Source organism: Leucobacter viscericola, from assembly GCF_011299575.1.
Classification (GTDB): domain Bacteria; phylum Actinomycetota; class Actinomycetes; order Actinomycetales; family Microbacteriaceae; genus Leucobacter; species Leucobacter viscericola.
Window position 1 is genome coordinate 1,937,661 of the sequence record NZ_CP049863.1, and the last position, 14,032, is coordinate 1,951,692.

The window sequence follows — 14,032 nt, forward strand, 5'->3', positions numbered from 1 at the left end:
ACCCAATTGACGCTAGCGCCGGTCGGGTCATCAGACATATGATAACCACACAACCACTCAATACTGCAAGGAAAAAATCGTGCAACCTATTGAACGGCGCTCTCTCGTTGACACTGTGGTCGACGAGTTGAAGCGTGAAATAGCCAAGGGAAGCTGGTCAATTGGCGACCGGCTCCCGTCCGAAGCCGAGCTGGGTTCCATTCTGGGAGTCAGCCGCACCTCTGTGCGCGAGGGGGTGCGCTCGCTCGTGCAGCTCGGCCTGCTTGAGACCCGCCAGGGCGACGGCACGTATCTCATCGCCACCGATGCAACCCAGGTGGCGCTGCGCCGCACCCTGCACTCGGCCGACAGCCGCGAGGTGATCACCGTGCGGCGTGCACTCGATGCACTGGCAGCGAGTGAGGCCGCCCAAGCTCGCACCGACGAAGACCTCATGCAGCTTGCTTCTCACCTGCAACAGCGCAGCCTCGCGATCGCAGCTAACGACACGGCGGCGTTCGCAGCGGCCGACGTTGCGTTTCATCTTGGGATCGCGGACGCGTCTGGCAACAGGCTGCTCTCCGACATCTACGCGAGCTTCGACACCTCACTGCGCGAGTCAGTGACAGACGCTTCCTGCCTCTCAAACGGCAGCGACCCAGACAAGGCCGACCAGCACGAGCAGCTCTTTCTCGCCATTTCAGCTGGCGATCCTGATTCCGCACAGGCGGCAGCCCTCGGAGTTCTCGAACAACAGACGCGACTGCTCAATGAGTGGAGCTAACCGACGTCAAGGAATCGCGGGCGGCGTTCTCGTCGTCGCCATCGGCCTGAGTGTGCGCTTTCCGATCACCTCGGTCTCGCCTCTGCTCGGTGATATTGGCACAGCTTTCTCGCTCTCGGCCTCGGGGCTTGCCGTGCTGAGTGCGATCCCGGTGCTGCTGTTTGGCCTTGCTTCGCCCCTCGCTCCCCTGCTTGTTTCTCGACTCGGGCTCGAGCGCGCCCTCACTGTGCTGCTTGCACTTCTTGCCGTTGCGACGCTGCTGCGGCCAGTTTCTGCGCCCCTGCTGTTTGTTGGCACCGTGATCGTAGGCGGGGTCATCGCGCTGCTCGGGATCCTCGCGCCCCAGATCATCCGACACGCGTTGCCGCACCGCGGCGGCTTCTGGACCGGCATCTACACGACTTCCTTTGGTGTGAGCGCTGCCGCGGGGGCGGCCTTCGCCGTGCCGCTGTTCCACGCGCTGGGCGACGCCGTTGCGCCCACCCTCGCAGCCTGGGGTGTGCCGCTGCTGGTGGCGCTCGGGTTTGTGATTGGATTCGCGCCGCGGCTCGGTCTCGCGCGGCCGGCACGTCAGCGGTCGGCCTCGCCAGCCGCCTCAGTGCTGCGCGCTCCGGGCGTGTGGGCGGTGACCGGGTTCTTCGGGTGCCAGGCACTCATTTACTTCTCGCTCACCGCGTGGCTACCGACCATCGCGACCAACCGCGGTATGGACGCCACACACGCGGGCCTGCTGCTCGCGTGGATGAGCGTGGCCGGGCTGCCCGCCTCACTCTTGGCACCAACACTTGCCTCGCGCCCGAAACTGCGTACCGGCCTCATCGCGGGGATCGCGATCCTGTCAGCGCTTGGTCTGGTGGGGCTCGCGCTCGGCCCCTTGGCGCTTGCCCCGCTGATGGTGGCTGCGCTTGGGGTGGCGCAGAGCGCCGCTTTTGGGCTCGCCATCGCCCTGATTGTGTTCACGGCACCGAGCGTGACGCAGACCGCGTCGTTCTCGGCGGTGAGTCAGGGCGTTGGATATGCAATCGCGGCAACCGGACCGTTGCTGCTTGGCCTGCTCGCGCAGGTCGGACTGCCGTGGGCCATGATCCTGCTCCTGCTCACCGTCGCCTCGGCGGGTGAGCTGTGCTTTGGAGTTGCGGCCTCCCGGGCGTCGCAGTCACGCCCAAGGGAGTGAGACCACTGCTAGCGCGTAGGCTGGTTGTCATGACCGTCTTCGCTGGAATCATGCTGCTCGTTAATGCCGTGTACAACGTGGTGGTGTGGCCACGATTCTGGACGCGGGTGAAGACCGACGCCCGGGCGCACGACGATCAGGGTCGCGCCACCTACTTTCTCAAGGTGCACGCGATCCTGATCGGTGTCGCGCTGCTGATCGCTTTGGTGTCAGCCGTCGCCGGGGTCATGCTGCTGCTGAGCTAGCACGCTCGCTCGGACGACTACTTCGAGTCGTCTTCGTCGAGGTCGTGGTGACCGGTGTCAGTGTGTGTGGCCGGCCCCAAGTGTGACGCGCCACCCTCACCAACCCAGCCGTCGCCTGGCGTGTGCGCGGGGTCAGACTCGTGATCCGGAACGTGGCGATCTTCGGTGTTCTGCATAATGCCCTCCCTTGCAATTGTGCGCTTGAACGGGTCCTTTCAGACTACGCGGGCAAGCTGCAAAGAGGAAGGGTGTCGGGCCCTCTGCCTAGTCGCTCGCATCCGTTGCGCGGCGGCGACGGCGCACTACGAGAGCTGCCGCACCGGCAAGCAACAGAACGCCCGCGGCAATGATCACGGGCAACTGCGACGTCCCACCGGTAACCGCGAGTGATGCGGCGGATGCTGCTGGGGTGACAGCGGTTGCGGGAGTGGTCGAAGTCGTTGGAGGCGTGGTGGGCGGGTTTGTCGTTGTGGGCGGGTTTGTTGGTGGCACTGTGGGCGACACCGTTGGAGGTACTGTCGGAGGAACGGTCGAGCAGGCATCTGCGGCCACGTCGAAGGTCCACGAGGTTTCACTCGCGGCGTCCAGCACGTATCCGGTATCGGCCGTCGCGGTCACCGTCACGGTCGAACCGACGCGGGTTTGCGCATACGTCACACCGGCAACCTGCGGCAGAGTCACGGTCGACTCAACATCGCACGTCGTGGACTTCGTGAATGATGGCGCTATTGTGGCCACGGTGTCAGGAAGCGCCGTCATGTTGAGCTCGAACCAGATCACGCCGCTGTTACCAGCCCAATCGGTTTGTCCGGCGTCTTTGTATTGCATGTAGGTCTCGGGATCCCCGCCAAACCAGCTCAGTCCAAGCGCGTACGAGCGATCCCCGGCCTGCGACGTGAACGTGAGAACGTACGAGGAACCCGCGGTTAGCTCAGGGGCGTTCGGGAAGGTGATGGTCACAGGGTAGAAGTCATCTGTGCCACTCGCTGGAAGCGAGGGATCCGGGGTGGAGCTGACGGTTGCGGTGCCGGTTCCGTTTGGGATCGGATCAGCGCTCACATCGTTGGAGGCATCCATCGTGTGAATTTCGGGATCAACAATGTTTGCGCCGTTCTGCTGGAACGACCAGATTGTCATCGACGAAGCGAGACCCGTCGTCTGCGGCACAAAGGGCTGTGCAGAAACGGTGCCCGCACCGGGCATCCAGCTGGTCAGCTGATCTGGAATCGCTCGCTGATCCTGATACGGCGTCATGTCGGCAGCCATCGCCGCACCCGCGGCTCCAGTAACCATGGCTGTTGTGAGTCCCAGGGCAACCGCAATGGCTGCCAGGCGTCCCCGAGTTGAATGAACCTTACGCATGAATAACTCCCCTAATCATTGGCGTGAATTCAAACATAGCCAGCCAAATCGGTCACGCTCGCCACCCGTCCATTCCGAAGTACCAAAACGGCGAGACAGTAGTAGTTTTCAGACATCACTAAGAGGCGTGGCGATTCCCGTACGTACCCGAAGCACCACACGTACCCCGCAAAACTACGCCGCACAGCCAAGCGACCGTACTATGGAGAGATGAAGCGGATCCTGACCTACGGCACCTTCGACCTTCTGCACTGGGGGCACATTCGTCTGCTGCGCCGCGCACGGGCCCTGGGTGACTACCTCGTGGTGGCCGCCTCGACCGAGGAGTTCAACGAGGGCAAAGGCAAAAAGACCTACCACGACTTCGAAACGCGCAAGAACATGCTCGAGGCGGTGCGTTACGTGGATCTGGTGATCCCCGAGCAGGAGTGGGATCAGAAGATCCGCGACGTGCAGAAGTACGAAATCGACGCCGTCGTGATGGGCGGTGACTGGGAGGGGGATCCCCGCTTCGAGTTGCTGCGTGACTACTGCGAGGTCATCTACCTCGACCGCACCGAGGGTGTCTCGACCACCAAGATTAAGAACGATCTGGGCGTTAACGCGTAGGCCCTCCTACCCCTGCAAAAAACGGTGTAGCCATATTGCTAGTTGAGCTCTTGCCAACTAGCAATATGGCTACACCGTTTTGAGTGAGCGGGTTTGGGCGAGCGGGTTTGGGTGCGCCCTGGCCCCTACAGCACCTTCGAGAGGAAGGCCCTCGTGCGCTCGCGCTGCGGGTTGCTCAGCACCTCGGCGGGATCGCCGGCCTCGACAACCACGCCGCCGTCCATGAACACGAGCTTGTCGGCGACCTCGCGGGCGAAGCCCATCTCGTGGGTCACGACGATCATGGTCATGCCACTCTCGGCGAGACCCTTCATAACGTCGAGCACCTCACCAACGAGCTCGGGGTCGAGCGCCGATGTCGGCTCGTCGAACAGCATCAGCTTCGGCTCCATTGCGAGCGCGCGGGCGATCGCAACACGCTGCTGCTGGCCACCCGAAAGGTGCGCGGGGTAGTAATCCCAGCGCTCGGCGAGACCCACACGAGCGAGCAGATCCATCGCGCGCGATTTGAGGATCGCCTTCTCACCCTTCTTCAGCAGGCGCGGTGCCAGCATCACGTTCTCAAGCGCCGTCATGTGCGGGAACAGGTTGAAGCGCTGAAACACCATGCCGATGTCGCGGCGCTGCTTCGCTGCCTCACGCGGGTGCATCTCGTAGAGCTTGTCGTCCTTCTGACGGTAGCCCACGATCTCACCGTCAACGGCGAGACGGCCCGCGTTCACGGTCTCGAGGTGGTTGATGCACCGCAGGAACGTTGACTTGCCCGATCCTGACGGACCAACGAGGCACAGCACCTCGCCGCGCTGCACCTCAAGCGAGATCGACTTCAATACGAGGTTGCTACCGAACGACTTCGAAACGCCCTCGGCAGAAACCATAGGGACATCGGTTGCGTGGATGTTCATGCGCCACCTCCTCCTGGTCGGCCGTGCGGCGGCACGATCGTATCGCCGCCCTCAACTTCGTTAAATGTTTGGTGGTGCTCGGTGCCACCGGGCATCACACCGATCACGCCGGTCTCAACCGACGGCTGCATCACGTCTGGCCGCTGCGCGACACCCTTCGCGAAGTGTCGCTCAAGGTAGTACTGACCAACCATCAGGATCGACGTAATAACGAGGTACCAGATCGACGCCACGATCAGCATCGGTACGGGCTCGTAGGTGCGTGACGCGATGTCGCGAGACCTCGTGTAGAGCTCGAGCGTGAACGGCACCGCGGTCACCAGAGACGTCGTTTTCAGCATCGATATGACTTCGTTGCCGGTCGGCGGAATGATCACCCGCATTGCCTGCGGCAGCACCACACGCGACATCGTGTGCCACCAGCCGAGCCCGAGAGCGACCGCGGCCTCGTCCTGGCCCTTGTCGACCGACAGCAGACCAGCACGCACAATCTCAGCCATGTAGGCGGCTTCGTTGAGCGCAAGGCCAATCACGGCGAGCGTGAAGAAGCTGAGCAGATCCTTGGTGGTGAGCGACAGCCACGGTTCGGTAAAGGGGATGCCGATGTCGATGGTCTTGTAGACCACTCCGATCAGGCCCCAGAACGTGAGCTGCACGTACACGGGGGTACCGCGGAAGATCCACAGGTACACCCAGGCAACCGAGCGCACAACGGGGTTCGGCGACAACCGCATGATCGCGAGGGCGATGCCCAATACAACCGCGATGATCATCGAGTACACGGTGAGCTGCAGCGTGTAGCCAATAGCGTCGATAATTCGTACGTCGAAGAGGTACTTTCCTACCGATGGCCAGTTGTAGACCGGGCGGTTAAACGCCGCGTCGTAGATAAAGAGCGCGGCGGCGGCAAGAAGCACAACCGCGAGAATCGCGCGCCCTGGGTGGCGAAGCTTGATCGCTTGGATCGCTTCCGGTTCTTGATACGCCTCGGGGCGTGAGGATTGCTCCCCCACGCCCCGAGGTGACGATTCAGACATGACTCGTCAAGGCCCCTTCGTTAGTTCTTGCCAGCGTTAATGGTGGCCTTGGTCAGCGCACCCGACTCAATGCCCGCGTCGGTCAGGATCTGGAGGTAGGTACCGTCATCCATGAGCGACTGCAGTGCAGCCTGCACAGCCTTGGTCGTGTCGCTACCCTTTTCGGTTGCGAAGCCGTACGGAGCCGCGTCGAAGACCTCTCCAACGGTCACGAGCTTGCCGTCCAGCTGCTTCACGGCGTCGCCGGTGACGGGCAGGTCAGCCGAGAAGGCGTCTGCCGAACCGTTAACAACGGCGTTGGTAACCTCGGGCTGGCCGTCAAACGGCAGGATCTCGATGGCCTTCTTGCCAGCGTCGGTGCAGGCCTTCGACTTTGCGGGCAGCTCGTCGAGGTGCTGCACGGTGCCCGACTGAACCGAGACCTTCAGGCCACAGGCGTCATCGGGGTTCACCTTTGAACCAGCAGGAGCAGCCCACTGGGTACCGGCGTTCAGGAAGTTGACGAAGTCGACCGACTTCTGACGCTCAACGTTGTCGGTGAACGAGGAGGATCCCATGTTGAGTGCGCCCTCTTGGATGCGCGGGATGATGCTGTCAAAGCCGAGGATCTCCCACTTCGGCTTCAGACCCAGCTTGCCGGCAACGGCCTCTGCCAGATCGACGCCCCAGCCTGCGGGGTTGCCGTTGTCGTCCTTGTACTCGTTCGGCGGGTACTCTGCATCGGTGCCGATCGTCAGCTCGCCCGAGTCCTTGATCTTCGCGGGGAGGAGCGCGACCGCAGCCTCGTCGACGGTGACCTTCGAGGAGTCGGTCGAGTCCTTCTTGGGCTCGTCCGTGGTGTTTGTGCAACCGGCAAGCGTGAGCGCTGCGACGGCGGCAAGGGCGGGAAGGGCGTAACGAATCTTCATCGATCCTCCAATTTATTCCTGTGTAGTGTGCTTAATTGACACCTCGCCTTGAGTGTACTGCGCGGTGCCATCTGTATAACTACATTGTATCTACCTGGCTCCATACGCTGACTAGAGCAAAAGGTCATTTCTCCCGTTTTTTCGCGGATGAGCCAACCCTCGCCTACAAGTAACATTCCGGTAAAGCTCGGCCATTCCTGAGATTTTCGCGACAGCCTCCGTGTGGTTCGCCTACGCGGTAGCCTTGCGAGCATGAGCAGAGCAGCACTCAAGATTGTGGTGGCACCCGATTCTTTCAAGGGCAGTTGCTCTGCCGCGGCTGCCGCGGGCGCCCTTGCCGACGGTGCGCGATCTGCGCTCGGGGCGGCCTGTGAGGTCGTCGAGATCCCCCTGGCCGACGGCGGAGAGGGCACGCTCGATGCGCTCGTTTCGGCCTGGGACGGGCGAGTTACATCGGTCCCGTCGAGCGATGCCCTGGGTCGCCCGCGCACCGGGCGAGTGGGGTTTAGGGGTTCAGGATCGGGCGGTGGTGTGGATCGCACATCTGCTGGCCGCCTGGCGATCATTGAGGCGGCAGACGCCAACGGCCTGCCCTGGGTGTCGGATCAGCCGCTGCGGGCCCTCGATGCCGATTCGTACGGGGTTGGCTTGCTGATCCTCGCGGCGCTTGATGCCGGTGTTGACGAAGTTCTACTCTGCATCGGCGGGTCTGCCACGAGCGACGGCGGTGCGGGCATGCTGCGGGCGTTGGGCGCGCGGCTGCTCGATTCGTTCGGGGACGAGGTGGCCCCGGGTGCTCGCGGGTTGACAGACCTAGCGAGGATCGACCTCGCCGATTTTGATGCCCGCGCTCGGGCTGTGAAGTGGCGGATCGCCTGCGACGTTGACAACCCACTCATCGGCTCGCGGGGTGCCGCCGCGGTGTTTGGGCCGCAGAAGGGTGCTGGCACCGCGGAAGTGGCCGAGATTGACGCCGGACTTGAGCGGCTGGCCGCACTACTTAGGGCGGCGGGTGCTGCGCACTCGGCCGACCTAATGAATCGGCCCGGCCTCGGCGCTGCTGGAGGGCTGGCCCTCGGGCTCGTGGCGCTCTGCGGCGCCGAGCTTGTTCCCGGCGCCGAGCTTGTGAGCGAGGTCGTGGGACTTCGGGAGGCGCTTGCGAGCGCGGACCTCGTGCTGACCGGCGAGGGACGCTTCGATGCACAGTCGCTCGACGGCAAGGTCGTGTCGAGTGTGGTCGCTGCCGCCGCTGGTCGGGTTCCCGTGGTTGTGATCGCGGGATCCGTCGCTCTCTCAGCTGCGGAGACCCGTCAGGCGGGCGTCACCGCAGCGTTCTCCATCGCCCAGGGTCCCGCTACGCTCGCGGAGCTGCAGGAGCATTGCCTCGAGCTGCTTGCTGAGGCCGCTGCTCAGATAACCCCCGTCATTCTGCGCGAGGGATGAGTCGCAGAATCTCGTGTGAGATCCTGCGACTCGCAAGCTCGCGCAGGATGACGGAGCGGTACCTCATGAGCGCCGGACTAGCGTTCACGACGACGACGGCGTGCAAGCACGACCGTGGCGCCACCGAGCAGCAGTAGAACAACGGCCGCGATCCCGAACCCCGCGATGTCACCGCCGGTGTTGACGAGGCCGCCGGTCGGGCCACCCACCGGGGTGCCACCGGGTGGTGTTGTCGGCGGCACGGGTGGGGTGGTCGGCGGCGGTGTCGGTGGCCCCGATTCCCCCGTCACGGTCACCGTGATGGTGCCGACCGTCACCTGGCTGAAGTCATCGATCACGGTGTAGGTGAAGGTCGCCTTGCCCGTGAAACCCTTTCGAGCCGTGAATGTGACGGTGCCGTCCGCGTTCAGCACGGCGGTGCCATCGGCGGTCGTGCCGACCGAGATGATCCGCGGGTTCTCCCCCGTCACCTTGTCCATCGGCCGCACGGTCACGGGTGTGGCGGTTTTGGTGGTCGCGCTCACATCTGGGGCGAGCGGGGCACGCACAACCGTCACGGTGAGTGTGGTTGTTGAGGTCTGGCCGATCCCGTCGGTCACCGTGTAGGGAATGGTGACGACCCCCGAGAACCCACTGGCCGGTGTAAAGGTGATCGTGCCGTCGGCGTTAATCACGGCCGTTCCCGAGGCGGCGGTCACCGCGGCCGCCGCGGCACCACGAGACGTGATCGCCCCGATGCTCGTGACCGACAGCGAGTCGCCCGTATCGTTGGCGAGCACCGGCACCGTGACCGCGGTGGTCTGCGGCGTCTTTGCGACATCGGGGTTCGCCACGGGGTTCTGCACCACACGAATATGGATTGTGCCGGTCGCGGTCTGGCCGACAACATCGGTGATGGTGTACCCGACCTCGGTGTCACCAACAAAGCCCGCGTTCGGAGTGAACTTCACCGTGCCATCGGCCTCGATCGTGGCCGTGCCGTTCACGTTCACGTCGAGCGCGGTGACCGCCAGCCCGGTGCCCGAGTCGTTGGCAATCGCGTCGATCACAACCGCCTGGCCCTGCGGAGTCGCCACAAAGTCATCGGTGGCGGCTGGTCGCTGCACAACCCGGATCGTCACGTTGCCGGTCGAGGTATTGCTGAAGGAATCGGTCACCGTATAGGTGAACTCTGTTGCCCCGGTGAAACCAGCGTTTGGCGTGAAGGTGATGGTGCCATCGCCGTTATTGACGATGGTGCCGTCGGCGCTCGTGCCGACCGCGGTGAGGGTGAGGCCCTCGCCCACATCGTTGGCGAGCAGGTCGACGGTTACGGCCGTGTCCTCTGGAGTGAGCGCGGAGTCGTCAACCGCGACGGGCCCCGCGACGACCGTGATGGTGACGGTTGCGGTCGAAGTTTGACCAACGGGATCAGTGACCGTGTACTCAAAGGTGTCGGTGCCAGCGAAGCCGGCGACCGGCGTGTTGGTCACCCTGCCGTCGGACTCCACAATCGCTGTTCCGTTCGCCGGGTCACTGGCAATGGTCACGGTGAGGTTGTCGCCGTCGTCGTTCGCGAGCACATCGACAAGAACGGGCACACCCTGCCCCGTCGTGGCGCTGTCGTCGCGGGCAACCGGCCCCTCAACAACGGTTACGAAGATCCTCGCCGATGCCGTCTGCCCCACGGCGTCCGTGATCGTGTAGTCGACCACGGCTGGCCCCGAGAAGCCCGGTGAGGGAGTGAAAGACACCGTGTTATCGGGGTTCACGACCGCCGATCCATTGGCCGACGTCGCGCTCGTGACGGTCGGCTGCGTGGCGTCGTCGTTGGCGAGCACGTTCACGGTGACCGTCGAACCCTGAGCCACTGTCGCGCTGTCGTCGCGGGCGATGGGCCTGGCAATCACATTGATCGTAACGGTCGCCGAATCAGTCTGCCCGGCGCTATCCGTCACTGTGTAGGTGAAGGTGGTGGCCCCGGTAAACCCGGTGTTCGGTGTGAAGGTGACCGTGTTGTCGGGGTTGATCGCGACGGTGCCGTCTAAGTTCGATCCCGTGCCGGTCACTCGCAGGTCTACGCCCAAGTCGTTCGCAAGCACGTCGACGGTCACGGCCTGATCCTCACCCGTTTGTGCCGTGTCGTTTTGCGCTGCCGGGGCAGCCACAACGTTCACCGTCACCGTGGCGGTCGAGGTGTGCCGGGCCTTGTCGGTGATGGTGTAAGTAAAGGTGTCGGTGCCGGCAAATCCCGCGGCTGGCGTGTAGTTGACCGACTTGCCGTCTGCGGCGATGGTGACCGTGCCGCCGTTTGAGGTTGCGCCGGTCGCGGTGACCACGGCAGACGAATCGTTGATCTCGTCGTTCGCGAGCACGTCAATGGGCGTTGCACCCGCGTCCATGGGCACGGAGGTCACGTCGTCGACCGCAACCGACGGAGTGACGTCGACCTGAATGCCGAAGTCCTTGCCGGTGACCGTGGCCCCGCTCGCGAGCAGGATCGGCATCGGCGGCGACACCGCGACGTTCGAACCAGCGGGAGCGGTCGCCTCGACCGTGTACCTGCCCGGGAGCACACCCGGGAACAGGTAATCGCCGTTCGCTTGCCCCTCGGCATCAATCGGCACCGTGACGGGCACGTCGTCGCCAGTGCCACCGTTGTCGACGCCGTCAGGGCCGAAGGAGTAACCACCCGTGATGCGCACCGTCGGATTCGGCACCGGGGTGTCACCCGGGGTCTTTGAGAACGAATAATCGAGATCGTTGTAGACGTTGCCCGAGAGCTCGGCCGTTGACGAGGTCATCGTGACGAGCGAGGCCCCCTGCACGGGCGCTGGGATGCCGCTCGCTTTGCCCCACACGTCGTTTTTGATGGTTCCGGATCGCGAGAGTGTGCCGGGAGTGACGTTAATGTCTGCGGACTCGACTGTTCCAGATACCAGCTCATCGGTGCGGAACTGGATCGCCGTCACCGTCGCGGGCTTAACCGTCGACCAGGTGACCCCGGTCATGCCGGAGGGGTCCGCGTGCACCGCCGTTTCGACAGCGGCCGACGGGTCGGAGGTGTACCAGACCGTGACCGCGGGCTTCGAGGTCGTGACCGAGTTCACCGTCAGGCCACTCAGACCCGTCGTGCCGCGGCTGTCGCCGTTGAACGGCAGCACGTCAACAAACGACGCGGTGCCCGCTGTCGTTGGCAATCGGTTCGCCCAACCGATCGTGTACGTGTAGGGCACGCCGGGGGTCGCGGTTGAAGCCGAGGAGGTTTTGGTGACGCCGAAGCTCGCAAGGGCACTGACCGGCAAGGTGGACGATGCGGTGCGAACCGCACTCGCGTTCGTAGAGAGGTCTGACGCCGACGTGATCGTCGACGTGGCCACAATAGACGAGGGCGTTGCAGTCAGCGGACTCAGCACCGTATTAAAGTTGACCGCAGGCACCGGAGTGTTGACCGGCCAGGGGCCGAGATCGAACACAAGGGTCTGCCCCGCTCCACCGCCAGTGCAAGAACCCGGAGTGGGCGGCGTCACTGAAATGGGAGTGAGCGACGCCGATCCAACCTGATATGCGGCACACGGGCTCGACAGGGTCACACTCACCCGAACGTCTTGGGCAGTTACACCCGTCGCGCCGTCAGGTGTAGTGACGGTGGGCTGCACCGATACCTGGCGCACGTCACCGGGCACACCCGAACTCGCGTCCCACGAAACCGTGTTTCGCACCGCGGCCGAGGCGGCAAGCGCGCGGCCGCCAGAGCTGGAGTTCGCGTTGGTCGCGGGCACGTAGCTCGAGACCTGGTTGCCAGCGCTGGACTGCATCGCGAAGAAGAACGGGACGGGCGAGCCATCGGGCAGCGGCTGGGTTGTGCGAATGACCGGCACGATCATGGTCGTGGATCCGCTGCCCGCCGGGTAGGGGTCGAGCATGCGCACGCGCACCTGGGTCACAGCGCTGGGGCCACCGGCCGCCGCGATCGAGGAGTACCACTCGGGATCGCCCGCGGCATCACAGGTGCCGGTTCTGCGAAGTGCGTCACTCGCAAACACGTGATTACCGTATTCGACCACGTAGGCGAGGCTCGTGACCCCCAAGATCACCACGGGAGGTTGCGTGTCATCGATCGTCGCGAGGGCAGGATCCCACTTCGCACACACGGTGACGCCCGTTGCGGGGCCGTTTGTGGCGCGGTTAGTGACACCCGTTCTGAAGGCGAAGCTTTGACCCGGGGTCACGGGGCCGTCACCGGCCGTCGTTACGGTTCCGCCTGGAATCGGCGTCGAAGTGGTCGACGTTGACGCCTGAACCGAGGAGGAGATCTGCAGGTTGGTATTCAACCGGTCGAGCGTGAGGGTCGCACAGTTGCTGCTGGGAGTCTTGGTCGTGATGCAGGGAGCGCCCGGTTCTTGCGCGGGGGCGTACCCAGTGCCAAAGTTCGAAGCACCCGAGAGGCCGTTGGGGTCGTAGCCCGTGACCTGAGTCGTGAAGCTGGTGATTGCTCCGGTTGGGAAGGCGGACTCTGGGATCCACCAGTTCACCGAGCCAACCGCGAAGTAGGCCTTCGTGGCGTCGAGCAGGTTACCCAGCACGCTGCGTGAGGGATAGGTGTCGAGGGTCGTATTAGCGCCGGTCACGGTCACCGTGATGGGAGTGCCTGGGCCACCGGGCTGCGCGCACGTCCAAGAACCCGAGGCGATCACCGCGTTCGTGCCGCCGCCGTTGGGCGAGGGCTGAGTCGTGGGTGATAGGCCGCCAACCCCGCAGCTCCACAGCGTGGCTGTGGGGTACGCCGCTGGGGGCTGCACCGTGAAGGTCAGTGGGGATTGCAGAGACTCAAGGCCGCGCACGCCCTTTGACGCATCAATTGGCATGTAGAGGTCGGCTGAGAAAGGGAAACGAAAGCCGGGAATGCCCGCGTTGACGCCTGTTCCGAGCACGTAGACGGGGCCGACACTGGTGGGCAGGTAGGCGTCCAGCATCGCCTTCGGAGCCGCCGACACAGCGGTGTTGACGGTGTTTGAGGTCACGCCGCCCGTCGTTGCCGTAACCGAGGCCGCCACCGAGGCACCGTTCGCAACGTTCAGCACCTTCGCTTTGACGTTGTAGGCCCCCGCTCCCGCTGACGCGTTCACGATCGTGCAGGTGAGCACCTGACCCGCGATGGCGCTGGCGCCCTGCGAACAGTTCGTTGTTGAAGAGGCGTCCCACTTCAATCCCGTGGGCAGCGTCTGCCTCAGGGTGATGTCACCGGCGGTCGCCACCGAGTAGGCCCACTGATACGTAATGAAGTCGCTCGTGCGCACGATGCCGTTGGTCGCGCCAGAGTCGTTGCCGGGGGCATCGTCGGCGTCGAAGGGAACCGTGCCGTCTGACACCACCGAAATGGTCACGCCCGAAACGGAACCGATGGCCGCCTGGGCGGCCGAGATCCCCGCCCCGACGAGTATTGCTAAGACCGCGGCAATGGCAACCACCGCCGTCAGTACGCGGTGATCAGCGTGGGAGCGAAAACGGTTCACAAAAGTACTTCTGGCATGCATAAATGCAGACCTCTCTGAGAATGAAGTAGGCTCCCCAGCACTACTGCGTCAATGTAACTTGAATAGTATA

The 14,032-nt window shown here is 63.9% G+C and carries 11 protein-coding genes; 5 read left to right on the top strand and 6 right to left on the bottom strand.

Going from position 1 to position 14,032, the window contains the following annotated elements:
- The first annotated feature begins 79 nt into the window (after positions 1 to 79).
- Genes G7068_RS08695 through G7068_RS08705 form a run of 3 tightly spaced genes read left to right on the top strand, consistent with a single transcriptional unit; the run spans position 80 to position 2,182 of the window.
- Positions 80 to 763 carry a FadR/GntR family transcriptional regulator gene (locus G7068_RS08695; protein WP_166291183.1) on the top strand — a complete coding sequence of 228 codons (684 nt, stop codon included), beginning with the start codon at positions 80 to 82 and terminating at the stop codon, positions 761 to 763.
- A complete protein-coding gene (locus G7068_RS08700) occupies positions 750 to 1,937 on the top strand; it encodes an MFS transporter (RefSeq protein WP_166291185.1) in 1,188 nt (395 codons plus the stop codon). Before G7068_RS08695 ends, G7068_RS08700 begins: the two co-directional genes overlap by 14 nt.
- 29 nt (positions 1,938 to 1,966) lie before the next feature.
- A complete protein-coding gene (locus G7068_RS08705) occupies positions 1,967 to 2,182 on the top strand; it encodes an SCO4848 family membrane protein (RefSeq protein WP_166291187.1) in 216 nt (71 codons plus the stop codon).
- Between the two features lie 17 nt (positions 2,183 to 2,199).
- Here G7068_RS08705 and G7068_RS08710 read toward each other — a convergent pair whose 3' ends face one another.
- A complete protein-coding gene (locus tag G7068_RS08710) occupies positions 2,200 to 2,358 on the bottom strand; it encodes a hypothetical protein (protein ID WP_166291189.1) in 159 nt (52 codons plus the stop codon).
- 88 nt (positions 2,359 to 2,446) lie between these two features.
- The gene (locus tag G7068_RS16325) at positions 2,447 to 3,544 is read right to left on the bottom strand and encodes an LPXTG cell wall anchor domain-containing protein (RefSeq protein WP_205881260.1); all 1,098 of its coding nucleotides are present in this window, start codon (positions 3,542 to 3,544) and stop codon (positions 2,447 to 2,449) included.
- 210 nt (positions 3,545 to 3,754) lie between these two features.
- Here G7068_RS16325 and tagD point away from each other — a divergent pair, with 210 nt between their 5' ends.
- The gene (gene tagD / locus G7068_RS08720) at positions 3,755 to 4,153 is read left to right on the top strand and encodes a glycerol-3-phosphate cytidylyltransferase (protein WP_166291193.1); all 399 of its coding nucleotides are present in this window, start codon (positions 3,755 to 3,757) and stop codon (positions 4,151 to 4,153) included.
- 125 nt (positions 4,154 to 4,278) lie between these two features.
- On the opposite strand, the gene G7068_RS08725 is transcribed toward tagD, so the two are convergent.
- The 3 genes from G7068_RS08725 to G7068_RS08735 are packed head-to-tail and all read right to left on the bottom strand — an operon-like array spanning position 4,279 to position 7,003.
- Positions 4,279 to 5,058: an amino acid ABC transporter ATP-binding protein gene (locus tag G7068_RS08725; protein WP_280116193.1), complete on the bottom strand. Its 780-nt coding sequence runs from the start codon at positions 5,056 to 5,058 to the stop codon at positions 4,279 to 4,281.
- On the bottom strand, positions 5,055 to 6,095 hold the full coding sequence (locus G7068_RS08730) for an amino acid ABC transporter permease (protein ID WP_166291195.1): 1,041 nt from the start codon (positions 6,093 to 6,095) through the stop codon (positions 5,055 to 5,057). Before G7068_RS08730 ends, G7068_RS08725 begins: the two co-directional genes overlap by 4 nt.
- A 20-nt stretch (positions 6,096 to 6,115) precedes the next feature.
- On the bottom strand, positions 6,116 to 7,003 hold the full coding sequence (locus G7068_RS08735) for an ABC transporter substrate-binding protein (protein WP_166291197.1): 888 nt from the start codon (positions 7,001 to 7,003) through the stop codon (positions 6,116 to 6,118).
- Positions 7,004 to 7,255: 252 nt separating this feature from the next.
- Between G7068_RS08735 and G7068_RS08740 the strand changes: the two genes are divergently transcribed.
- Positions 7,256 to 8,446 (top strand): glycerate kinase, encoded by a 1,191-nt coding sequence (locus G7068_RS08740; RefSeq protein WP_166291199.1) that lies wholly within the window; start codon positions 7,256 to 7,258, stop codon positions 8,444 to 8,446.
- A gap of 77 nt (positions 8,447 to 8,523) precedes the next feature.
- Here G7068_RS08740 and G7068_RS08745 read toward each other — a convergent pair whose 3' ends face one another.
- Positions 8,524 to 13,941, bottom strand: coding sequence for a beta strand repeat-containing protein (locus tag G7068_RS08745; protein WP_166291201.1), 5,418 nt, complete (start codon positions 13,939 to 13,941; stop codon positions 8,524 to 8,526).
- Positions 13,942 to 14,032 lie beyond the last annotated feature (91 nt).